Origin of the sequence: Pseudomonas sp. NBB (assembly GCF_032701105.1) — a bacterium.
Taxonomy (GTDB): domain Bacteria; phylum Pseudomonadota; class Gammaproteobacteria; order Pseudomonadales; family Pseudomonadaceae; genus Aquipseudomonas; species Aquipseudomonas asiatica.
In genome coordinates, this window is the sequence record NZ_CP103994.1 from 4,192,686 (window position 1) to 4,215,560 (window position 22,875).

24 protein-coding genes are annotated in these 22,875 nt (G+C 62.8%); 4 read left to right on the forward strand and 20 right to left on the reverse strand.

The annotated features are described in order from the left end of the window. Nucleotides 1–205 precede the first annotated feature (205 nt). From NY023_RS19500 to ccmA, 15 genes are all read right to left on the reverse strand, one after another. The gene (locus NY023_RS19500) at nt 206–712 is read right to left on the reverse strand and encodes a hypothetical protein (protein WP_023661660.1); all 507 of its coding nucleotides are present in this window, start codon (nt 710–712) and stop codon (nt 206–208) included. 289 nt (nt 713–1,001) lie between these two features. After that, nucleotides 1,002–1,340: an FKBP-type peptidyl-prolyl cis-trans isomerase gene (locus NY023_RS19505; protein ID WP_013973553.1), complete on the reverse strand. Its 339-nt coding sequence runs from the start codon at nt 1,338–1,340 to the stop codon at nt 1,002–1,004. A 112-nt stretch (nt 1,341–1,452) separates the two neighbouring features. Beyond that, nucleotides 1,453–1,860: a GFA family protein gene (locus NY023_RS19510; protein WP_024087448.1), complete on the reverse strand. Its 408-nt coding sequence runs from the start codon at nt 1,858–1,860 to the stop codon at nt 1,453–1,455. A gap of 93 nt (nt 1,861–1,953) precedes the next feature. Then, entirely contained in the window at nt 1,954–2,742 is a 789-nt protein-coding gene (locus tag NY023_RS19515) for a PhzF family phenazine biosynthesis protein (RefSeq protein ID WP_013973555.1), read from the reverse strand. A 50-nt stretch (nt 2,743–2,792) separates the two neighbouring features. Next, nucleotides 2,793–3,731 carry a 2-hydroxyacid dehydrogenase gene (locus NY023_RS19520; RefSeq protein WP_013973556.1) on the reverse strand — a complete coding sequence of 313 codons (939 nt, stop codon included), beginning with the start codon at nt 3,729–3,731 and terminating at the stop codon, nt 2,793–2,795. Nucleotides 3,732–4,564: 833 nt separating this feature from the next. After that, nucleotides 4,565–4,981, reverse strand: coding sequence for a hypothetical protein (locus NY023_RS19525; RefSeq protein WP_013973557.1), 417 nt, complete (start codon nt 4,979–4,981; stop codon nt 4,565–4,567). Nucleotides 4,982–4,993: 12 nt separating this feature from the next. After that, complete coding sequence (gene ccmI, locus NY023_RS19530; protein ID WP_013973558.1) at nt 4,994–6,184, reverse strand: c-type cytochrome biogenesis protein CcmI; 1,191 nt, start codon at nt 6,182–6,184, stop codon at nt 4,994–4,996. Continuing rightward, complete coding sequence (locus tag NY023_RS19535) at nt 6,177–6,665, reverse strand: cytochrome c-type biogenesis protein (RefSeq protein ID WP_003257333.1); 489 nt, start codon at nt 6,663–6,665, stop codon at nt 6,177–6,179. Before NY023_RS19535 ends, ccmI begins: the two co-directional genes overlap by 8 nt. Continuing rightward, nucleotides 6,662–7,198, reverse strand: a complete 537-nt coding sequence (locus NY023_RS19540; RefSeq protein WP_013973559.1) for a DsbE family thiol:disulfide interchange protein — start codon at nt 7,196–7,198, stop codon at nt 6,662–6,664. Before NY023_RS19540 ends, NY023_RS19535 begins: the two co-directional genes overlap by 4 nt. Continuing rightward, entirely contained in the window at nt 7,195–9,168 is a 1,974-nt protein-coding gene (locus tag NY023_RS19545; RefSeq protein ID WP_015271186.1) for a heme lyase CcmF/NrfE family subunit, read from the reverse strand. Before NY023_RS19545 ends, NY023_RS19540 begins: the two co-directional genes overlap by 4 nt. An 11-nt stretch (nt 9,169–9,179) precedes the next feature. Continuing rightward, on the reverse strand, nt 9,180–9,635 hold the full coding sequence (ccmE, locus tag NY023_RS19550) for a cytochrome c maturation protein CcmE (RefSeq protein ID WP_013973561.1): 456 nt from the start codon (nt 9,633–9,635) through the stop codon (nt 9,180–9,182). Further along, nucleotides 9,632–9,808, reverse strand: a complete 177-nt coding sequence (gene ccmD / locus NY023_RS19555) for a heme exporter protein CcmD (protein WP_013973562.1) — start codon at nt 9,806–9,808, stop codon at nt 9,632–9,634. The genes ccmE and ccmD overlap by 4 nt, the downstream gene beginning before the upstream one ends. Continuing rightward, a complete protein-coding gene (locus NY023_RS19560) occupies nt 9,805–10,572 on the reverse strand; it encodes a heme ABC transporter permease (RefSeq protein WP_012273476.1) in 768 nt (255 codons plus the stop codon). Before NY023_RS19560 ends, ccmD begins: the two co-directional genes overlap by 4 nt. A gap of 46 nt (nt 10,573–10,618) precedes the next feature. Next, on the reverse strand, nt 10,619–11,296 hold the full coding sequence (ccmB, locus tag NY023_RS19565; RefSeq protein WP_013973563.1) for a heme exporter protein CcmB: 678 nt from the start codon (nt 11,294–11,296) through the stop codon (nt 10,619–10,621). After that, the gene (ccmA, locus tag NY023_RS19570; protein WP_013973564.1) at nt 11,284–11,916 is read right to left on the reverse strand and encodes a cytochrome c biogenesis heme-transporting ATPase CcmA; all 633 of its coding nucleotides are present in this window, start codon (nt 11,914–11,916) and stop codon (nt 11,284–11,286) included. The genes ccmB and ccmA overlap by 13 nt, the downstream gene beginning before the upstream one ends. 407 nt (nt 11,917–12,323) lie before the next feature. Between ccmA and NY023_RS19575 the strand changes: the two genes are divergently transcribed. From NY023_RS19575 to NY023_RS19590, 4 genes are all read left to right on the forward strand, one after another. Next, the gene (locus NY023_RS19575; protein WP_013973565.1) at nt 12,324–15,191 is read left to right on the forward strand and encodes a dermonecrotic toxin domain-containing protein; all 2,868 of its coding nucleotides are present in this window, start codon (nt 12,324–12,326) and stop codon (nt 15,189–15,191) included. A 177-nt stretch (nt 15,192–15,368) separates the two neighbouring features. Then, complete coding sequence (locus tag NY023_RS19580) at nt 15,369–16,925, forward strand: flagellar hook-length control protein FliK (protein WP_013973566.1); 1,557 nt, start codon at nt 15,369–15,371, stop codon at nt 16,923–16,925. Next, nucleotides 16,922–17,263 carry an EscU/YscU/HrcU family type III secretion system export apparatus switch protein gene (locus NY023_RS19585; RefSeq protein ID WP_013973567.1) on the forward strand — a complete coding sequence of 114 codons (342 nt, stop codon included), beginning with the start codon at nt 16,922–16,924 and terminating at the stop codon, nt 17,261–17,263. The genes NY023_RS19580 and NY023_RS19585 overlap by 4 nt, the downstream gene beginning before the upstream one ends. 91 nt (nt 17,264–17,354) lie before the next feature. Then, nucleotides 17,355–18,326 (forward strand): GlxA family transcriptional regulator, encoded by a 972-nt coding sequence (locus NY023_RS19590; protein ID WP_049798459.1) that lies wholly within the window; start codon nt 17,355–17,357, stop codon nt 18,324–18,326. A 10-nt stretch (nt 18,327–18,336) separates the two neighbouring features. On the opposite strand, the gene NY023_RS19595 is transcribed toward NY023_RS19590, so the two are convergent. The 5 genes from NY023_RS19595 to NY023_RS19615 all read right to left on the reverse strand — a co-directional run bounded on the left by NY023_RS19595 (nt 18,337) and on the right by NY023_RS19615 (nt 22,846). Beyond that, nucleotides 18,337–19,263, reverse strand: a complete 927-nt coding sequence (locus NY023_RS19595; protein ID WP_013973569.1) for a dienelactone hydrolase family protein — start codon at nt 19,261–19,263, stop codon at nt 18,337–18,339. A 71-nt stretch (nt 19,264–19,334) separates the two neighbouring features. Next, complete coding sequence (locus NY023_RS19600; RefSeq protein WP_023663288.1) at nt 19,335–19,562, reverse strand: hypothetical protein; 228 nt, start codon at nt 19,560–19,562, stop codon at nt 19,335–19,337. Next, entirely contained in the window at nt 19,555–20,808 is a 1,254-nt protein-coding gene (locus NY023_RS19605) for an aminotransferase class I/II-fold pyridoxal phosphate-dependent enzyme (RefSeq protein WP_316927859.1), read from the reverse strand. The genes NY023_RS19600 and NY023_RS19605 overlap by 8 nt, the downstream gene beginning before the upstream one ends. Before the next feature lie 62 nt (nt 20,809–20,870). Continuing rightward, entirely contained in the window at nt 20,871–22,100 is a 1,230-nt protein-coding gene (locus NY023_RS19610; protein WP_024087451.1) for an MFS transporter, read from the reverse strand. A gap of 23 nt (nt 22,101–22,123) precedes the next feature. Further along, complete coding sequence (locus NY023_RS19615) at nt 22,124–22,846, reverse strand: TenA family transcriptional regulator (RefSeq protein ID WP_013973572.1); 723 nt, start codon at nt 22,844–22,846, stop codon at nt 22,124–22,126. Between the last annotated feature and the right edge of the window lie 29 nt (nt 22,847–22,875).

Below are 22,875 nucleotides of genomic sequence, written 5' to 3' on the forward strand. Positions count from 1 at the left end.
AGACCCGCCACATCACCCCGCCAACAGCACCGCGGGGCATCCTTGTAGTGAATGCCGTCCTTGGCAACGAGTCAGGGTGAGAGTGCCCTGAACCCGTTTGGTTCCTCCCTGGAGGTGGATGCCGTTCCCTAGGCAAGGCTTAGATTAGAGGATGGGTGTTGCTGAAATGTGTCCGTTCGTTACTCGTTGCTCTCGCTGATTACCGTTACGGTGGCCCGGCTGCTTGTTCCATAGAGACAGAGTCGAGAATGGTTACATCAAATACCTGCTCGATAACCTGCTTTGGGCCTTGATTCAGACTCCAGGTGAAGAACACCAGAAAGCCCAGCAAAAACACGAAGAGAATCGAGCCCACGAGACTTTGTGCCAAACCCAACCAAAATCCTGGCTTGGCCTGCCTGACTTCGCTGCTTGCTTTATCGAAATAGTACTGTTCAAGCTCCACTGCTTGCGCCGCGATCGAGGCATCAAGAAAGCCCTGAGCAAGCTGGCTGGCCTGATTGCGGTAGCTCTCGATCTGCGAGGGGCTGTTGCTGACATCATGGAAAGGGGCCAAGTCTTCATCCTTCGGCTCCCGGTCATGCTTTATCTTGAAAGCCTGGATAAACTCGATTTTCTGCCTCTTGTACAACGAATAGGCAATGATACCGAGTGTATCTTGCTCATTCTCCACAAGCACCGAGTATATGTGGTTGTAACAGCCATCGGCCATATGGCTCTTACCCTTTGCGCAGGCGGGAATACGCAGCCTCGAATGCTGCCTTCAGTTCCGAACGGGTCTTTCGGGAGTTGGTAACCACACTCGCCAGTTCGCGTGGTAACGAGATTTCCATTCGCGCGCCTGATGCCACCAACAGCGCGTTCGCTTTGCGTACCACCCGTGAGGAAAAATGCGATTTCATGGATAGGCTACCCTCTTCACTCAGTGAGTCTGCAAGGTTAGCCATACCCGGGCGGCACCTCAATCAGACACTGGCCGACAGCGCGTGTAGTCCTTTTCCTCAATCCTCCCGTGTCAGCACTTCCAGCAATTCGATCTCGAAGGTCAAATCCGAATTCGGCGGAATCGCCCCCACGCTGCGTTCGCCATAGCCCAGGTGCGCCGGTACCAGCAACTTGCGCTTGCCGCCAACGCGCATACCCATCAGGCCTTGATCCCACCCCTTGATTACCCGACCAGTGCCGATCACGCACTGGAACGGCTTGCCGCGCGACCAGGACGAGTCGAACTCGCTGCCGTCGGCCAGCCAGCCGGTGTACTGGGTGGTGATCAGGGCGCCTTTGACGGCGGCTTTGCCATCCCCCTCCACAAGGTCGATGATCTGCAGTTCTTGGCTCACGGGGCATACTCCAACGCTGGAAACAAAGCCGCCCTTTTCTCAGGAATGCACCGGTTTGGCAAGTTCGCGTGGCGTTTCGTGCTGGCGCATCGATCACAGCACGCCGCCTGAATCAGCCGAGCTGCTCGAAGGCTTCCTGGCCAGTCAGTTCCTTGGTCTGGTTGGCGAAGCAATACCAGGCGGGTTTCTGTTCGACGAAGATCTGCAAGTCGAAATGCCATTCCTGGTCGCCGTCGAGCAGGCCGACCGGCACGGCGTGGAAGTCATTGGCCTTGAGCCGGTAGTACAGGTGCGTGCCGCACTGGCCGCAGAAGCCGCGCTGGGCCCAATCGGAAGACTCATAGACGCTGGGTGCGCGCCCTTCGATCACCGGTGGCTGGCTACAATGCACCACCAGCAATGGGCCGCCGGTCCATTTGCGGCACATGCTGCAGTGGCAGGCGCTGATATCGGTATTGTCGACGGTGACCTTGAGCCGGGTGGCGCCGCACAGGCAGGTGCCGTGTTTTTCCAGGGTCATGGCTGGCTCCTTCAGCGGAAGATGGGCCAGCAAGTATAGATGCCTATACCGGCCTCATCGCCGGCACAGGCAGCACAAGACAGTTGCCCGAGGTCAGATGTACACCGTACCGCGCAGGTACAACGCCGCCCGCCCGCTGATGATCACCCGGCCATTACCCGGCACTTCGCACTGCAGCTGCCCTTTGCGCCCCCCACCCTGCTCGCAGCACAGCACGCTCCTACCCAGCCGCTCTGCCCATATCGGCGCCAGCGAGGTGTGCGCCGAGCCAGTCACCGGGTCTTCGTTCACGCCGACCCGTGGGCCGAACCAGCGGGTGACGAAATCAAAGCCACGGCCTGCTGCGGTAACGGCGATACCGCGCACATCGAAAGCCGACAGGGCAACGAAATCCGGCTTCAGGGTGTCGAGCAACAGGGCGTCATCGATCACCACCACATAGTCGTCACTGCGGTACAGCGCCTGTGCCTGGCCAAGGCCCAGCGCCTGCAACAGGCCCGGCAGCATGTCCACGGCGACCGGCTGCTTGGCCGGGAAGTCCATGGCCAGCAGCCCGTCGGCGTTACGGCTGACCCGCAGCTCGCCACTGCGGGTGTTGAAACGCAGCACCTGCACCTGCTCGCCCAGCTGTTCGAACAGCACATAGGCCGAGGCCAGGGTGGCATGGCCGCACAGGTCGACTTCCACGGTCGGGGTGAACCAGCGCAGGTCGAAGGTTTCGCCGTTGCGCACGAAGTAGGCGGTTTCCGACAGGTTGTTCTCTTCGGCAATGCGCTGCAGCACGTCGTCCGGCAGCCAGCTTTGCAGCGGGATCACTGCCGCCGGGTTGCCCCCGAACGGTTCGGCGGAAAACGCATCGACCTGGAAGATTTCAAGTTGCATGCACACACTCCTTGTTGCCCGATCGCTGCCAGGCAGATGTATGAAAATGGTTACTGGCGTACCGGGGTCAACACGGCTTCGCCGGCAAAGAACGCCTGCAGGTTGCGCAGCACCAGGGTCACCGTGTCGCGCGCCGCCTCCGGCGACTGGCCGGCCACGTGGGGGGTGAGCACGGTGTTGCCAAGGGCCTTGAGGGCATCGGGTACAGCCGGCTCGTCGTCGAACACATCCAGTGCCGCACCAGCCAGTTGGCCATGCTGCAGCGCGGCCACCAGGGCCTGGGTGTCGACCACGCTGGCACGGGCGATGTTCACCAGGTAGCTCTCGGCCCCCAGGGCCTCGAGCACCTGCGCATCGACCAGATGGCGAGTATTGGCACCGCCGGGGGTGGCCACAACCAGGATGTCGACGGCATCGGCCAGGTGCTGCGGGCTGTCGTACCAGGTGTACGGCACATCCTGGCGCGGCGTGCGGCTGTGGTAGCTGACGGGCATGGCGAAGCCCAGATGGGCGCGCCTGGCGATGGCCAGGCCCACCGCACCAAGGCCGAGAATGCCCAGGCGCTTGCCACTCACCGAGGGGCTGATCACCCGGTTCCATTCGCCCCGGCGGATACTGGCATCGGCGCGGGGAATGTCGCGCAACAGCGCCAGCAGCAGGGCGAGGGTGTGGTCGGCGACTGCCTCGGCATTGGCCCCGGCGCCGTTGGTAACCGTGATGCCGCGCGCAGCGGCGGCGGCCAGGTCGACCTGCTCGTAGCCGGCACCGATCACGCAGATGATCTGCAGTTTGGACAGCGTGTGGATTTCGCTGGCAGTCAGGCCCAGCGGGCCGCGGGTGAGCACGGCATCGATTTCATGGCCATGGCGCTGGATGGCCTGGGCCCGCAGTTGCGGCGAAGGGGCGCGGATCAAACGGTAGCCGGCCTGCTCCAGCATGGGCAGGTAATCATCGACGGTTTCCACCAGCACCAGGACTGTCTTGTGCATGCCACCTCCGGGTCAGTTCGAGGCGACATTATGCGGAGTCACCGGCCAGTACAGTCAACCGAAATAAAGAAGTGAAACTGCACTGTTCTGTTCTGCTCTGCACTGCACTGTTCTGCACTGTTCTGCTCTTGATCTTGATCTTGATCTTCGCGACTTCAGGAGGCCGAGCAGAGGTCTTGCGGAGGGAGGTGACGGGCATGGATGCCCGTCAAGCGCTGAGGCCCCATGGATGGGGCCTGCAGCGCGTACTCCCGGGAGCAAGACCGGCGCGAGGGAACCCCGGAGCGCAGCGCAGGGGCCGGATGATGGGAGCGCAGCGTTTTTTGGTTACTTTTTGCCGCGTTTGGCAAAAAGTGACTCGCCGTAAGGGCGAAAAGGTGAGTAAGCGTCGCCATCGTAAATGGACTATGCGCGATATCAAGACCAGTACTTTTCCGCTCTTCGCTCTTCGCTCTTCGCTCTTCGCTCTTCGCTCTTCGCTCTTCGCTTTCAAGCGTGGGCATCAACAACAAGGTCAACATTCATTTTCGAAGGTGGCGCTTATTCACCTTTCCGCCCTTACGGCGGGTCACTTTTTGTCAAACGCGACAAAAAGTAACCAAAAAACGCTGGCTCCTATCATCCGGCCCCTACGCTGCGCTCCGGGGTCCCCTCGCTACGGGCCTGCTCCCGGGAGTACGCGCTGCAGGCCCCATCCATGGGGCCTCAGCGCTTGACGGGCATCCATGCCCGTCACCTCCCTCCGCAGTCCCTTCGCTCGGCCTCCTGAAGTCGCAATCGGCGGCGCCTGGACTACCGCGCGCTTAAAAGCAACGGCAACGGCAACGTTGCAATTATTGGGCGAACGCACGCCCCAGACCACCCGGCACACCGCTGCTGTCAGTCTCCTGCCACGGTCCATCCGGGCTCAGCGACCAGCTCCAGCCGTTGTTGAAGCGGTAGTAGGTCCGCTGGCGGTAGAAGGTATTGGGCTTCTTCTCCAGCACATACACACCCAGCTTAGGGTCCCAATGGCTTGCCCCGCCAGGCGGCGGCGCGAAGCTGGCCGAGGTGCGAGGCATCGGCTTGGGCGTGGCCGCAGGCTTGCTCGGCGCGGGGGCCGGCTGCCTGTCCGGCAAGGGCTTGACCGCCGGCCCCGGCGGCGGCAGGCGCTCGATCGGTGGTTCGGGCTGCTCGTACGGCTCATGCACCGTACACGCAGACAAACCCAGGGCCAGGGTGATCAGGGTCAGGCGGACGATGCTGTGCATGGCATTGCTCTCTTACGGGTCGGGGCTGTCGATGGTCAGGTGCTGGATGGCCTGGGTGGCGCTGGGCAATGGCGTGCCCTGGCCAATCCACTCGCCATGGGTTGGCTGGCCAGCGCGTGATACACGTGCAACGAGTTGGACTTCGGCAAAGTCCGACAGTTTCATCTGCGGCATCATGGCGTCAGCATCGGACAATTCCACCTCGATCGGCAACTGCGCCACGGTCACCCGCTTGGCCGCCAGCGGCATGGGTGGGCCATTGCTGGCGCGGGCGAAGATGAATACCGTGTCGTCCGCCTTGACCTTGTCCTTCAACGCCGCCGCCAGTTCCACGCGCACCTTCAAGCGAGCCGCCACGGGCGCCGCAGACTGCCCCGGCGAACCACCCAGGCGCTCGGCGGCGCGGTCGATGCCGCCCTGCAGCGCCGCACGCGAGGTATCACCTTCCGGCAGCTGCGCCAGCAGGCGCTTCCAGTAATCGATGGCTTCCTGGTAACGCTCGCCCTCGAAGGCAGCGATACCACGCAGCCCCAGGCTGGTCACTTCGTTGGGGTCGGCTTTCAGCGCCTCGTCAGTCAGCGCCTGCAGCTGCGGGCTCCATTTCTTGTCGGCGGCGAAGTACAGCGCCTGTGCCCATTGCCCGAGCAATTCGGGCTGGCGACCGGCCAGGGCCACGGCGCGCTCGAAGGTACGCGCGGCATCGGCGGGGCGCTGCTCGGCCATGTAGGCTCGGCCCAGGAAGTACACGGCCTCGGCCGAATCCGGCTGGGCCTGCACCACCCGCTCCAGGCGGGCAGTCATTTCTTCCATCGATTTGGGCGCTTCGGCAAACTCCTGGGTCAGCTCAACCTTGTCGGCCGCGCCGAAATGCAGGTACAGCCCCAATGCCAGCAGCGGCACCAGCAGCGCCGCCAGCAACGGCAGGGCCTTGCCCAGGTGCCCCTGGCGCGGGGCCTCGGCACCTTCGGTATCCGCCAGCAGCTCACGGGCGGCCTCGTCACGGCCCTTGGCCATCTGCGGCTCGTCGAGCACGCCAGCGGCCTGCTGGGCAACCAGTTCGGCGACGCGCTCCTGGTACAGTGCCACGTTCAGGGCGGTGCGGTCTTCTTCCTGCTGGCGGCCACGGCCACGCAGGATCGGGATCAGCAGGAAGCTGAGGGCAGCGAGCAGCAGCAGGCCCGCGCTAAGCCAGAATTCAATCATGGGTCTGTTCTTTTTCCAGCAATTTGGCGAGACGCTCGCGTTCTTCGGCGGACAACTCATTGGCGCCCTGCACGGCCGCACTGCGGCGCCGGCGCACGATCAGCGCCAGCACCACGAAACCACCGGCCAGCAAAATCCCCGGGCCGAACCACAGCAGCCAGGTACGCCCGCTGAGCGCCGGCTTGTAGCGCACGAAGTCGCCATAGCGGTCGACCATGAAGTCGACGATCTGCTGGTTGCTCTTGCCCTCGCCGAGCATGCGGAAGATTTCCCGACGCAGGTCGGCGGCAATCGGCGCGTTGGAGTCGGCGATGTCCTGGTTCTGGCACTTGGGGCAGCGCAGCTCTTTGGTCAGCTGCTGGTAGCGCTCACGCTCGGCATCGTCGCGGAACTGGTAGGTGTCGATGGCCGCCTTGGCCACGCCTGCCAGGCTCAATCCCATGAAGAGCCCCAGCACGGCAGCTGCCAGCCCCCGCTTCATGGCCTGGCCTCGTCGACCAGGCCCTGGTACAGCGGCGCCAGCTGCTCACGCCAGACCGTGGCATCGACCACGCCCACGTGCTTGTAGCGGATGATGCCCTTGGCATCGATCAGGAAGGTTTCCGGCGCGCCATACACGCCCAGGTCCAGGCCCAGGCTGCCCTGCTCGTCACGAATGTCCAGCTGGTACGGGTTGTGGAACTCGGCCAGCCACTTCAGGGCCGCCGCATTGTCGTCCTTGTAGTTGACGCCGTGGATCACCACGCCCTGCTGGGCCAGCTGGTTCAGGTACGGGTGCTCTACCTTGCACGACGGGCACCAGGTGGCCCACACGTTGACCAGTGCCGGGCGGCCACGCAAGTCGCCCTCGGTCAGGGTACGGTCGCCCTGGGTCGAGGCCAGGGAAAACGCCGGGAACGGCTTGCCGATCATTGCCGAGGGCAGCTCGTCGGGCTTGAGGAACAGCCCTTTGTAGAGGAACACCGCCACCAGCAGGAATACCGCTAGGGGGACTACCATGATCCAACGCTTCATGCAGCTGCTCCAGACACGCCCAGGGCATCACGCACCCGGGTCTTGACCTTGACGCGATAGCGCCGGTCGAGGGCCGCCAGCAACCCGCCCAGGCCGGTCAGCAGACCGCCCAGCCAGATCCAGCGGACGTAAGGCTTGATATGCACACGTACTGCCCAGGCGCCGTTCTCCAGCGGCTCGCCGAGGGCGACGTACAGGTCGCGGGTAAAGCCGGCGTCGATGCCGGCTTCGGTCATCATCGACTGCTGCACGGTGTACAGGCGCTTCTCCGGGTGCAGGGTGGTCACTTCACGGCCATCGCGGCTGACCACCACGGTGCCCTTGTCGGAGATGAAGTTCGGCCCTTCGAAGTGCCGGGCCCCCTGGAACAGGAAGTGGTAACCGCCCAGCTCCACGCTCTCGCCCGGTGCCATGCGCAGGTCGCGTTCGGCGCTGTTGTTGCTCGACAGCACCACGCCCAGCGCGCACACCGCCAGGCCCAGGTGCGCCAGCTGCATGCCCCAGTAGCTGCGACCCAGGCCAGGCAGGCCCTTGAGCAGGCCTTTGTGACGGGTCTTGTCGAGAATGTCGCGCAGCCCGCCAAGCACCACCCAGGCGGCCAGGGCGAAGGCGGTCAGGGTCGGCCAGTCGAAGTCGTCGACGATAAAGCCTGCCACCGGCGCGAGGATGGCGCTGCCGAGCAGCACCGGGGTCATCATGCTGGCCAGCCATTTGCCGGGGGTGTCTTTCCAGCGCACCACCACGCCCACGCCCAGCACCACCATCAGCAGTGCCATCAGCGGCAGGAACAAGGCGTCGAAATACGGTGGGCCGACCGACAGCTTGGCACCGGTCAACGCATCGAGCACCAGCGGGTAGAGGGTGCCGAGCAGAATCATCGAGGCCGCCACTACCAGCACCAGGTTGTTGGCCAGCAGCAGCGTCTCGCGCGACCACAGGGCAAAGCCGACCTGGCTCTTGACCACCGGTGCGCGCAAGGCGAACAGAGTGAGCGAACCACCGACCACGAACAGCAGGAAGATCAGGATGAAAATGCCCCGCGACGGGTCGGCGGCAAACGCATGCACCGAGGTCAGGACACCGGAGCGCACCAGGAAGGTACCCAGCAGGCTCAGCGAGAACGCGGCAATCGCCAGCAGCACGGTCCAGCTCTTGAATACCCCGCGCTTCTCGGTCACCGCCAGCGAGTGGATCAGCGCCGTACCCACCAGCCAAGGCATGAACGAGGCGTTTTCCACAGGGTCCCAGAACCACCAGCCACCCCAGCCCAGTTCATAGTAGGCCCACCACGAACCCAGGGTAATGCCGACACCGAGGAAGGCCCAGGCAACGATGGTCCAGGGCCGCGACCAGCGCGCCCAGGCGGCGTCCAGGCGGCCACCGAGCAAGGCGGCGATGGCGAAGGCGAAGGCCACCGAGAACCCGACGTAGCCCATGTACAGCATCGGCGGGTGGACGATCAGGCCAAAGTCCTGCAACAGCGGGTTGAGGTCGCGGCCATCGGTCGGCACCTGCGGCAGCAGGCGCTGGAACGGGTTGGAGGTGATGATCAGGAAGCTCAGGAAGCCCACGCTGATCATGCCCATTACCGCCAGCACGCGGGCCAGCATCACCTGCGGCAACTGCCGCGAGAACACCGATACGGCGAAGGTCCAGCCGCCGAGGATCAGCGCCCACAGCAACAGCGAACCTTCGTGCGCCCCCCACACGGCACTGAACTTGTAGTACCAGGGCAAGGCGCTGTTGGAGTTGCTGGCCACATAGGCGACCGAGAAGTTGTCGGTCATGAAGGCATGGGTCAGGCAGGCGAAGGCAAAGGCCAGGAAGGCGAACTGCCCCCAGGCCGCCGGCCGCGCCAGGCTCATCCACAGGCTGTCGCCACGCCAGGCGCCGAGCAGCGGCACGCTGGCCTGCACGGCAGCAAAGCAGATGGCCAGGATCATCGCCAGCTGGCCGAGTTCGGGGATCACCAGCGCCGCGTTCATGGCCTGGCCTCCCCGCCGCTGGCGGCCTGGCCGCTTTCCTTCAGGGCCTTGGTAACCTCGGGCGGCATGTACTTCTCGTCGTGCTTGGCCAGTACTTCATCGGCCACCACCACGCCATCGGCGTTGAGCTTGCCGAGGGCGACGATGCCCTGCCCTTCGCGGAACAGGTCGGGGAGGATGCCACGGTAGGTGATCGGCACCGACTTGTTGAAGTCGGTGACCACGAAGCGCACGTCCAGCGAATCGGACGAACGCTGCACCGAACCTTTCTCGACCATGCCGCCGGCGCGGATGCGGGTGTCCAGCGGCGCTTCGCCGTTGGCGATCTGGGTCGGGGTGTAGAACAGGTTGATGTTCTGCTGCAATGCGCTCAAGGCAAAGCCGACGGCAACCCCGACGCCGACCAGCAGGCCGACGATGAGCAACAGGCGTTTCTTGCGCTGCGGATTCACTGGTTGTTCTCCCGGCGCAAACGGCGCGCCTCATCTTGCAGGTAGCGACGGCGGGCCAGCACGGGCGCGGCGACATTCAGCGCCAGCACTGCCAGGCAGATGCCATAGGCCGTCCACACGTACAGGCCATGGTGGCCCATGGCGAGAAAGTCACCGAAAGTGGCGAAACTCATTGTGCGGCCCTCCGCCCCAGGCTGTTCAATACTTCGTCCTTGACCCAACTGGCGCGCGCTTCGCGCTTGAGCACTTCAAGGCGCATGCGCAGCAACAGCACCGCGCCAAAGAAGCAGTAGAAGCCCAGCGCCGTGCACAGCAGCGGCAACCACATTTCTGCGGGCATCGCCGGCTTTTCGGTGAGGGTGAAAGTGGCGCCCTGGTGCAGGGTGTTCCACCACTCCACCGAGTACTTGATGATCGGGATGTTCACCACGCCGACGATCGCCAGTACCGCACAGGCCTTGGCTGCACTGTCACGATTACTGATTGCCTGGCCCAGCGCAATAATGCCGAAGTACAGGAACAACAGGATGAGCATGGACGTCAGTCGGGCATCCCAGACCCACCAGCTTCCCCAGGTGGGCTTGCCCCAGATGGCCCCGGTGACCAGCGCCACCGCGGTCATCCAGGCGCCGATGGGGGCGGCGCATTGCAAGGCGACGTCGGCCAGTTTCATCTTCCATACCAGCCCCACCACCCCGGCCACTGCCAGCAGCACGTAGCAGGACTGCGCCAGCATCGCCGCCGGCACGTGGATGTAGATGATGCGGAAGCTGTTGCCTTGCTGGTAGTCCTGGGGGGCGAAGGCCAGGCCCCAGGTGATGCCGACCAGCAGCAGGAGCACGGCAGCGCCGGCAAGCCACGGCAGCATGCGGCCGCTGATGGCATAGAACCATTTGGGGGAGCCCAGCTTGTGGAACCACGTCCAGCTTATTTTCATCAGGGTACATCCAGGGTATTGGCCGGGCTTGAAAGCCCGGGACTCGTTATTCGCCGACGCTGATCTTCAGGCCGGCCGCTATCGCAAAGGGTGCCAGGGTCACGGCCAGGGCCGTCAGGCTGGCGAGCCAGAGCAGGTGGCCGGTTGCCGGCATATTCTGCAACGCCGCTTGCAACGCACCACTGCCCAGGATCAATACAGGGATATACAACGGCAGAATCAGCAATGCCAGCAGCAAACCGCCGCGTTTCAGACCGACTGTCAGCGCCGCGCCCACCGCCCCCAGCAGGCTCAGCACCGGCGTGCCCAGCAGCAGGGAACCGAGCAGCACCGGCAGGCAATGGCTCGGCAGCCCCAGCATCAGTGCCAGCAGCGGCGCCAACAATACCAGCGCCAGCCCGGAAAAGATCCAGTGCGCCAGCACCTTGGCCAGCACCAGCAGCGCCAACGGGTGCGGCGACAGCACCCACTGTTCCAGCGAGCCGTCCTCGAAATCGCTGCGGAACAGGCCGTCCAGCGACAACAGCACCGCCAGCAGTGCCGCCACCCAGACCAGGCCTGGCGACAAGGTTTGCAACAATTGGCTTTCCGGGCCGACTGCCAGCGGGAACAGTGCAACCACTATGGCGAAGAACACCAACGGGTTGGCCAGCTCGGCCGGGCGGCGGAACAGCAGGCGCGCTTCGCGGCGCAACAACAGGATGAATACGCTCATGCCGCCCATTGCCCCAGGTTCAGTTCACGGTAACCGGAGGGCTTGCGTTCCAGCGTGTGGTGGGTGGTCAGCACTACCGTGCCGCCCTGCTCGCAGTGGGCCGCCAGGTGCGCCTCGAGCTGCGCCACGCCCTGCTTGTCGAGGGCGGTGAAGGGTTCGTCGAGGATCCACAGCGGCGGGCTGGCCAGGTACAGCCGGGCCAGGGCCACGCGGCGCTGCTGGCCGGCAGACAGGGTGTGGCAGGGCACGTCTTCGAAACCACGCAGGCCGACGGCCGCCAGTGCCGCCCAGATCGCCTCGCGGCTGGCCGGCTGGTGCAGGGCGCACAGCCAGGTGAGGTTCTCCTCGGCGGTGAGCAGGTCCTTGATGCCCGCTGCATGGCCGATCCACAACAGGATGCTGGCCAGGGCGTGGCGCTGTTCGGCCAGTGGCTTGCCGCCCAGCAGGATCTGCCCGGCCGTCGGCTGCATCAGGCCGGCCAGCAAGCGCAGCAGGCTGGTCTTGCCGCTGCCGTTGGGGCCGCTGATCTGCAGCATGTCGCCGGGCCGCAGCTCGAAAGCGAGGTGCTCGAACAGCAGGCGCCAGTCGCGCTCGCAGGCCAGGCCCGCGGCTTGGAGGTGAAGGGTCACGGTTTCGCCTTATCTTTGTAGGGCTAGAGGTCGGCGTCGCCTGCTTCGCGGGTAAACCCGCTCCCACAGGTTCAACGCAGGGTTTGAAAGCTGCGCAAACCCTTGTAGGAGCGGGTTCACCCGCGAAGCAGGCGACGCCAACCTCTAGCCCTGTATCTCAAGTCGCCCCCTCGCTGCCGTTATACTGGCAACGACGGACGGCCGGCATTATTACACGCGCCGCCGCGCTGCCAAGAGGGCGGGTTCGACAGGTTGTATACAATCATGACTGAAATCAATAGTCTCGCCGCACAATCCCTCGCGGCGAGCATGCCCGGTGTACTGTCTCCCGGCCAATAAATACATACCTCCAGATCTGTCGCCCCGGGCTCGACCATGCCAACTCCTTCACATGGCAGGTCCAAGACATGACAACTCATTTGCACCCATCAGCGGCCCAACACACGCGCAAATACCTCACCCTGATTCCTCGTCCAGATCGAGTCGCCGCCGAAAAAATAAGGCAGTGGTACAAGACTCAGGAAACCGATCTCGATCCCGACACCACATTGGCAGTTACCTTGCACTACAAGCCCAACCCCGAGGGGGGCTGGCTAGCCCAAGTGGTTGAGCAAATTCCGCTCAGTCAGGCCCTGTTGTCCAAATGGCAAGATCAATCCAATAGCGTGGAGAACATTTCACTTGCCCCCCTTCTCCGCCCCACGGCCCTAGTCGCCCTTGACCTCATAGGCCTTTTCAAGGAATGGAGCCTTACGCAGGAAAGCTGGTCTCAGGCCTTTTCCGATGGTCACGTGCATATCGTCGATCGACTCCCCCCAGGCGGCCTCTTTGGCGAGATCGAAGACCATTTGGTGTATCAAGGGCTCTTCCGGAAGACCGAGCCCATGCAATACAACCGCCAGACGCAGATCATCACCGACACGCAAGCGTTTCAACAATTCATCTGGAATTTGAGCTTTCATGACGAGTTCATCACCCAATTGAACGACTATTGGCTGCACCAATTTGACGATTTCGCCATGCTGGCACGCGTAAACTTCATCGCCGCCTGCAACAAGCAGGTCGAGGAAGGTAGCCTGAGCCAAGCGGGGTGCGAGCTGGCCTGGCGCTCGGCCGGTATCGCCAACGACGATGACTCGCAAACCGCGCATGACGGCCAGGTTGAGGCACGCATGCTCAACTTCTATGGCTATGTCGCTACGGATATTCCTTGCCTCACTGATCGGGCCTCAGGCCTGACCCTGCTCTATATACCTGGCAACTCTTCGCCAGTGCATGAGTTTGCCAACCAGGGCGCAATGAAAATCTGGTTGGTAGAGCAGTGCAAGGATGCCGAAAAGTGCAAGGCGTTGATGGCGCATTTCCGTCTCGAAGACCTGCAAAGCGGGCTTAGCTACTCAGGGTTGCAAGCCACGCTCGAAGGGTTGGGCAATTACCAGGGCACGCGCTACCTGTACATTGACAATCTGATCGTGCCAGCGCGCGGCTGGTCCCCCCAGTACATCAACTACAAGGTCGAGACCTACAGCCCGGTGATAGCGGGCAGCCTGTTCGACCATATCGCCTTGCGGCACAAACAGCGCAGCTACGAAGATGCACAGTTTTTGATCACCAGCAATAGCGACCTCATCAAGGCCAAATGGCGAGGTTATCTCAACCTTACGCTGACTCTGCTCGCGCCCCTGTCGCTTCTGGTGCCCGGGCTGGGATGGCTGGTTGCTGTTGGTGGCATCGCGCAGTTCGGCGTTGGGCTTGATGAAGTGATCAATGGCAGGAACCTGCAAGAGAAACTGGATGGCGTCACCAACATTGCATTCGGTGCACTGTGTGCCGCGCCGCTGCTCGGAGAGCTGAGAGCCGGCAGCCAACAACTGTTCCGGGCACAATACGACGGTTTTGTTGCCCCTCGCAGGATAAATGGCCAGATCGGCTACCCGCTCAGCCCAACCCGGCCACCAAGACCCCGCTGGGGTGGTAGAAACTTTCAGGCGTACTTCGAGCAGCCGGTGCCGGTCGAACCGCTCCCCCCTCATGCAGGCGAAACAGTAATCCGCCGGCAAACCACCCATGCGGGCATGGACACGCTGATAGATGTGCATAATCCGGAAACGGACTTTGTCTACGACCTGAATGCCGACGCGTTTGTCAGGTCAAGCGATGTGGGTGAAGCTGCACCCACCCGCTTCATCGCCGAGAACGCTAGGTTGCGCACATACCAACCGGCATTCAACGGCCCTCGCAACGTTAGCAACGCCATGCGCGAAAGCACGCTGCGCAGTCTCGGTATAGAACTCCCGCTCCCCGTCGAAGTGCCGAGGGTCACCCACGTAAATCAGCTGCCTATCCCCAAGAGAGTGATCCATCTATGGCCCAGCGGTGATCCCATCTCGCCGGCGTCGCTCGCGCATGTCAGCCGCAATTCCAGGCTGCTCAACGAGAGCGGCTTTGCTCATGTTCTTTACCTGTCCAACGCAAACTATGACGCCTTCGTCATGAATAGCCGCGCCTTGGCCCGCGTCGCTCCCGACCTGCAGGTATTGCCCCTCGAACACCAAGGTTTCTACCGCGAAATGGGGTACTCCAAGCGCTATTACGATGCCGCCATGGAGGGACCGGAGCGCGGGTCCTCACACATAACCGCAGCCAATGACATATTGAAATACCATGCGCTCTATCACGAAGGCGGCTTGTACATGGATATCAACAATGACCTGCTGGCACCGTCTGATCATCCTGCGGCGGCAGGTATCGTCAATGCCCACGCACCCAGCGACTGGATCGGCAATGTGCCGTTGGAGGCATCGCCCGAGGGCCTATTGCTCGAGCAGCCGAGCTCCAACCCATTCAGAGGCGCGCATCAGCAATACAATACCAGCGTAATTGGCAGCCATCCCCGCAACCCGTCCTTGCGCAGGGTCATAGACGAAATGGAACGTCGGCTGGACACCCGCCCAGGATTCTTCAGCCAGAAACAGAACTGGCCGGCCCAAGGAGCCCGGGGCGCCAAGTACGCCACCTATGCCAAGGCGCTGAGTAACTTGACCGGTATTGAAATGTTCAATCACGTCGTTGACCGGGCCTTGCCTGCTTATCGGCAAATGAAACAGATATACAAGCTGCTCAGCTGCCCGCTGCTGGAGACACCTACGCTGCTGGGCGCGGACCTGAGGCCAGTGTCTGATGAAGAGCTGCAAGCCAGCCTCCAGTCACTGTTCCGCGTGAACCGAGTTGTGCGAGTGAACAACGGGTTCGCCTGGAGGAACCTGAATCACTGAGACAACGCTGGACGTGTGCCGGCCTGGGGCTCATAGCTCCAGGCCGGCACGCTTTCCGGGCTCCCGCCTCAAGTCGCTGTCAGCGCTGCCGTTATACTGGCAACAACGGGCGGACTGCATGACGACACGCAGCGCCACGCTGCGAACCAGGCGAGCTCGAAAGGTTGTAGACCCTACATGAGTGAAATCAACAGTCTCGGCGCACAAACCGCGATCAGCCCCCAGGCCATCAAGGCGGGCATGACCGGCGAACTGCTGCGCCTGACGCAACCGCAGCCCGGCTTGATGGCCCCCGGCGAGACCGCGCAGGCCGAGGTCATGTCGTTGCGCCAGGTGGGCCAGGACTTTCAGCTGGTGCTGCGGCTGATGCAGGCCAACGGCACCCAGACCCAGCTGCAAGCCAGCGCCAGCCAGCCCCTGCCCCAGGGTAGCCAGGTTACGGTCAGCCAGACCGAAAGCAACCGCCTGGCGATCATGCTGCAGCAGGCCAGCGCCAGCCAGGTCGCCACCCTCACTCAGCTGGACACCAGCAAGGTGCCGGTCGGCACCCTGCTGCAGGGCAAGGTCCTGACCAACCAGGCGCTGGCCCAGGCGCCCGGCCAGCCCGCCGTCTACCGGGCGCTGGTCAGCCTGCTGAACAGTGCCCAGGCCGGCGCAACCCTGAGCGTGGAAAGCCCGCGACCGCTGGCCGTCGGTAGCCTGCTCAGCGCGCTGGTGCAGGGCGACCAGTCGCTGCGTTTCGTACCGCTCAGCGGCCGCCAGGACCAGCTCAGCATTGCCCAACAGCTGCTGACCCAGCAAAACCGCCAGGCTTCGCTGCCCGGCCTGCTCAATGCCTTGCAACAGGTGGCCCACGACCCGGGCGCCGATGGCGAACTGCGAGCCAGCGCCGAACGCCTGCTGGCGGGCCTGCCAGAAGCCCGGCAACTGGGTGATGCCAAGGCAGTGGCCCAAGCCCTGAACAACAGCGGTACCTTTCTCGAAGCCAAACTGCTGGGCGGTCTCCCGGCCAGCGTCGCCACCGACCTCAAGGCGCACTTGCTGCGGCTGATCACCGTCGCGCCGGCCAGCATACCCGGGGCGCCCAACCTGGCGCCCGCCAGCCTGGCCGTAACCATGCCGGCCCTGGCCCGCAGCGCGCTGGGCATGCTCGAACGGGTCAGCCCCAAGCCGCAGCCGGGCGCATTCCCGCTGCCGTCGCGCCTGCTCAAGGCCATGGAAGACGAAGGCGACCTGCAACAACTGCTGCGCCTGGCCGCCGCTGCCGTGTCGCGCCTGCAAAGCCACGCCATGAGCAGCCTGCAACAAACCGGTACCCTGGAAAACGGCAACCTGCAGACCACCTGGCAAACCGAAGTGCCGATCCGTCACGGCCAGGAGTTCATCCCGTTGCAGGTCAAGCTGCAACGCGAGGAAACGCCACAACAGCAAGCCGACCGCCAGCAGGAATCAGCCGACCCGCTGCAAGCCCTGTGGCGTATCGAGCTGGCTTTCGACCTCTCGCCCCTTGGCCCGGTGCAGGTCCAGGCACAACTGAGCCAAGGCCGCCTGGGTGGCCAGCTTTGGGCGGAACGCGAGGCGACAGCCCGGCTGATCGACAGCCAGCTCGGCAGCTTGCGCGAACGCCTGTTGGCGCGGGGCCTGGATGTGGGTGATCTGGAATGCCATCCTGGTATCCCGCCACAAGGCCCGCGTACGCGGGTTGAACAACGCTGGGTGGATGAGAACGCATGACGCACCAACCTGCACGGCAGGCGATTGCCCTGTTCTACGACGGGCAGCAAGCCCCTACCCTCACCGCCAAGGGCGACGATGCGCTGGCCGAGGTCATCCTGGCATTGGCCCGCGAGCACGAGGTGCCGATCTACGAAAATGCCGAGCTGGTGCGCCTGCTGGCGCGCCTGGAGCTGGGGGACCAGATACCGGAGGCGCTGTACCTGACCATTGCCGAAATCATCGCCTTTGCCTGGCACCTGCGGGGCAAAGTGCCTGCGGGCTTCGATGACGAACCTGCCGCCCCAGGGCCTACCCCACCGCTGCTCGGAAGGCTGCCCGGAGGCGAAGGCGCCTGACCGCCATGGTATCCATGCAAATTGCCTTTTTGCGCCATGTTGGTAACGTGCCGTTCAAGGTCAGGCGCTTGGCGATGTAAGGAATACTGTAATGCGTACCATCTGGTTCTTGCTGCTCCCGGGCACCCACATCCTTGATCTAGGCGGCCCGCTACAAATCATGGCGAGCCTCGAAGAACTCCAGCTGGCACCGGTCAACGTACGTTGCATAGCCGCCAGACAACAGGTCAGCAGTTTTCAGGGCGTGACACTGAGTGGCCTGCACCAGTTGCCTGAGCGGCTCGCACCGCAGGACTTGCTGTTCGTGGTGGGCAACAAGCTCTCTGCGACACCCGCCGAAACAGCGATATTGACCGCCACCGCCCTGTGGCTGGCGAAGGTGGTCAGGCAAACGCCGGATATAAAGCTGTGCTCCATATGCACCGGTGCGTTCCTGCTGGGCGAAGCTGGCTTGCTGGATGGCCGACAGTGCACCACGCACCATCGTTACGTCGATTTGCTTCGAATGCGCTACCCAGCAGCCAAGGTGCTGGAGAACCGCCTGTTCGTCGAGGACGATGGCGTGTTCACCTCGGCAGGCGTGTCCAGCGGAGCTGACCTGGCACTGCACATCGTCAGCCTGGAATTTGGCAAGGTCGTGGCCAACCAGGTGGCGCAGGAGCTGGTCATCTACCGGCGCCGCGCTGGCGAAGATGTGCAGCTGCGCGCGGCAGACCTGGCGCGCAATCACATCCACCCGTTGGTGCATGCGGCCCAGGACTACATCGATGCACACCTGGGCACCCACTTCAGCTTCGAACAACTGGCCAGCCAGTTCAATGTCAGCTACCGGCACCTGGCGCGACTGTTCCGCGACAATACCGGTCAAACGCTGCAGAGCTACCTGCGCACCCAACGCATCGACCTGGCCCGTGAGCTTTTGCGCAGCAGCCACCTCAACGTGGAACAGATTGCCGAACGTTGCGGCTACGGCAGCAGCCATGCCTTTCGCTTGGCATGGCGCCAGGAAATGCCGCAACCGCCCCTGCAGTTTCGCCACGCTCTCGCCCACGAGCGCGCCTAGATTTCGACTGCTACCGCTCGCTTATCGCAGTCGGGGCGAAGCTTTCGGTGAAAAACTTCACCACGGCCTGGCGCGAAGCGTCGCGCGCCGCCGGGTCAGGTGCCGAACGCCCCACGCCGCCCTGACCACGGTGCAGGAACGGGTCCTGATACTCCTGGGCGGCCTCCAGCCCGTTGAAACCGTGCTCTGCGCCGGGGTAAACCAGCACCTGCGCACGCGCCTGATCTTCGCTGGGCAGGTTTGAAATCAGCGCCGGGCAGGCACGCGGGTCATCGTCATACTGGTCGTTTTCGCCTACCAGCACCAGCAAGCGAGCCGGGGCCAGATGCTTGAAGGTATAACCTGGCACATGGTTGTAACCCCAGCACACGGGGTAAAACGCTGCCATCGAGATGGGGCGAATACCTGAGGCTTGCTCCAGCTCGTCGTTGATGGGCGCAGAGGCGGCGAGCATGGCCTGTACGCCCCCCCAGGAAAACCCGAGCACTCCCACGCGCTGGCCGTCGACGCCAGGCTGCTTGGCCAGGTAAGCCAGGGCGCCTGCCAGGTCCGGCAGGGTATCGTGCACGCGTGGCGGCCGCCCTTGTGCACCGCCAGTGAGCCTGCGCGCGCCCCACATGTCCAACTCCAGCGTTGCGATGCCGCGGGCATTGAGGTCACCGCCATGCAAGGGACCACGCGAATCCATACCCGCCGAGCCATGCAGGATGATCACAGCCGGTACCGGGCCCGCGGCCTTGGCCGGCAACGACAACACCGCCGGAACCCGAATCGGTATCGCCTTGCCGGCGGATGGCAGTGGCTGACTATAGAAAGAGACGAGCCGTTTGCTGACCGTGGCAACGGTGCCGCTATTGGTGGCAGCGACCTCAGCCCGAGCCGTTGCGAACTGAAGGGCACAGCCCAGCACCAAGCTGATGGTCATTACTTTGAACATCTGGTTACCCCTGAACGTCATGAGCGGGTGTTGAACCGGCACCCGATATAGAAAATTGGCGGCGCCCGGCATCAGCCACACATCGCCATTACTGCCAGGCCGTCGACATGCCATTGGGGGAATGCCAACGGGTCGAGCATCGCCATGCCCGCCATCACGCAACTCGCCAGCGCGAAAGCCACGGCATAGAAACGCACTTCCTTCGCGCAGGCCGTGCCATACACCGCGATCAATGCAAGGATCTGCACGCCCACGGCGAACACGCCAATGCCGAATCCTGAAGCGAGCAGTTCAGCCATTGAATACCGCGTTCCGGTTATGGCCGATCGGCGCTGCCATGGATGTTTGCAAGGACACGGCCTGGAAAGCCTGTTGCAGGTCGGCCTTGATATCGTCCACACGCTCCAGTCCGACGCACAACCTGATCAAACCATCCGAGATACCCGCCTGATGCCGCGCCTGTGCGTCCAGCCGCCCGTGTGTAGTTGTAGCTGGATGCGTGACAATGCTGCGGGTGTCGCCAATGTTGGTACAGCGCGCCACGCAACGCAGTTGGTCAATCCATTGCCAAGCTGCGGCCTGGCCCCCGACGATCTCGAAAGCCAACAGTCCGCCATGGCCGTCCTGCTGGCGGCATGCCAATGCATGCTGGGGGTGGTGCTCCAGGCCGGTGTAATGCACCGCGGTCACCAGCTCCTGATGGCTAAGCCAGCGGGCCAGCTCGAAGGCGCTCTGCTGTGCCCGCATCATCCTGACTTCGAGGGTTTCCAGGCTTTTGAGCAGCAGCCAGGCGTTGAACGGGCTGCAAGAAATGCCCAAGGTACGCAGAACACCCCGCAACACCTGCATCAGGCTTTGCGACCCCGTCACGACGCCCGCCAATGCACGCCCTTGGCCATCCATGTACTTGCCAGCGGAGTGGATGACCAAATCCGCTCCCAGTGTGTGTGGCCGCTGAAAAACCGGGGTCAGCAAGGTGTTGTCCACCACCAGCAACGCCCCTTTTTCATGTGCCAGCGAGCTTACCGCGCGGATATCACCGATTTTCAGCAGCGGATTGGAGGGCGACTCCAACACCACCAGACGGGTCCTGCCGTCGATTGCCGACTTCCACTGCGCCAGGTCTGTCAAATCGACGAACCGGGCCTCGATCCCGAAACGGGCCATGTAGTAGCTGAAGGCATTGACGGTAGTGCCGAACACGTCACGGCTGCAGACGATGTTGTCGCCTTGCTGGAGAAAGGCGTGACAAAGCGCGGTGAAAGCGCCCATGCCGGAAGCGAACGCCACTGCGCTTTCAGCGTTTTCCAACGCTGCCACACGGCTTTCAAACGCTTGAACGGTCGGGTTGGTGAAGCGGCTGTATACATTGCCCTGCTGTTGCCCGCTGAAGCGCTCGCAAGCCTCTTTCGCTGAAGCGAAGGTGTAGGCGGACGTCATGGCCAACGGCTCGCAGAACACATCGGTCAGGTCGCTGACCCGGTTAGCATGCAGTGCCCCAGTTGCATTGAAATCAGTTGCGTTGAAATCATCCAGGCCAATCACGGTCGATTGCATGGTTTTGCGCCTCCTTGTTTGCATTGAACAATGCGCAATTGATTGGTGGACTATTCAGGTTCAGCGAGTTGAGCAGCCAGGGTTTCGCTTGATGGGCGAACCGCTATCAGCCACAACGATGCCAGGGCAGCCACCGCCGTGGCCGTGGCCAGGCCGGCCAAGGTCAGCTGATAGCTTTGATGCCGGTCGAAATCCAGTGCGCCCAGCTGCGTGGCCACCAACGCGCCAAGTTGATGTACCAGGAACAGCATCCCGAACACCTTGCCTTTGATTTCGGCGCCATACAGCGCGAAGCAGAAGGCAGATGTGAGCACCACCGTTCCAAGGTAACTGGCGCCAAACAGCACAGCGAACACGTACGTTCCGAGGGGCCCGGGCGTGGTCAGCAGCACGATGACCGCAGCGGTTCGCAGCAGGTAAAACATCATCAGCAGCAGGCCCTTGTTGTAGCGGGTAGCCAACCAACCCGCGAGCAGGCCGCTGACCAGCTCCAGCACACCTAACAGGCTCAGGCCGCTGGCCTGCACCGAACTGGGCAGCGCCTCACCCTGCCAGAACGACACCAGATGAACATCGATGAACGCCATGGTGGCACCACAACTGGCGAAACTGAGGGCCAGCACGAAGAAGCGCGGGTCACGCAGCAGAAACATCACCGGATGCCTGACCTTTGCCGCCTGCGGGTCGGGCTTCAACGGCACGGTGCGGGATACCCAATACAGCGCCAGGCTCAAAGGCACCAGAAAGATCAGGCCAACCCAGGAGAACACCGACTGCCAGGGCACGCTCTGCTGCAGCATGATCCACAACGGCGACAGCACGATGAAGCCAATGGAGGTACCGTTGGTGACGAATGCGAAAGCGAAGGCCTTGAACCGTTCAGCGACCAGGCGATCGACCAGAATACCCATGGGTACATAGGTCATCGCAGCGAGGGCAAAGGCGCCGAGCAGGCCGTACAACAGGGTGAACACCAGCAGGTGCGTGCCTGCGAATGTCACGCCCAGCAGCACCACCCCGCCGCTGACACTGCCCAGGGCCACCGTGCTCAAGGGCCCAACCCTGTCGCTCAGCCACCCCACCACGGGCGATACCAGGCCAATGGTCAGGACGAACAGCGATCCTGCGGTAGCCAAGGCTGCGCGCCCCTCGCCAAAGTGGGAGGCCAGGTCGACGAAGTAGACTTGGTACAACCCCTTCAAGGCGCTGGACAGAAACATCACCACGAAGCCGACGACCAGCACCGAGACGATCAAGGTAGAGCTGAATTTCTGTTTCATGGCCAATCCTTATCGTGTGGGCATTACACCGCCTCGGCTTGCGGAGCTCGGCAATACGCCTGGTACATGTTTTCGTACATCGCGTAGAACAGCTGGCAGGTGTGGTCTACAGCCTGCAACGCCTCTTCTTGCATCTGCGCCGTGCTGCACAACTGCGAGACAAGGTCCAAGCCTTCATTGACGTGGCCCACGTCTTCCTTCTGGTGCACCGAGAAGAACAGCAAGTCTTGTTCGGCCAGGCCATAGGCACGCCCCAGCAACACATGCCGTGCATCTCCAGCGACGGTCTCGAGGTTTTGCCCTTCGCTGGCGATCATCACTGCTGCCGCACCAATGTGATAACGCGCCGGGTCACGTACCGCCTGCAGGCGGAAATCGATCAGTTCCCAGGTGGCTGGCAGCGGCTGCTCGGCATCACGCTCGGCATCGCTGATGCCGAGCGCCCTCAGGAAATTCTGCATGAGCACGACATGGTTGTCGGTGCGGGAAAGCCGGCCGGTTTCTTCTTCGAAACAATTGGTGATCAGTGCCCGCTTGTGGGCAGGCAACGGGCAATGAAAGAACAAGTGCTCGACATAGGTCAGGAAGTACTTGGTGAGCTGATAGCCTTGCAACGCGACCTTGCGCAGCAGCGGCCTGTTGCCCTCAGGCGCAAGCAGTTCCTTGAATATCGGGTGGGACAGGGTCAGATGGTGGTGCAGTTTCTGCTCCAGCTGATCGCGAAAGGCTGCAGTAGATAAGGCCATTCAGGGTGTTCCTTGGGTGAGAGAGACAG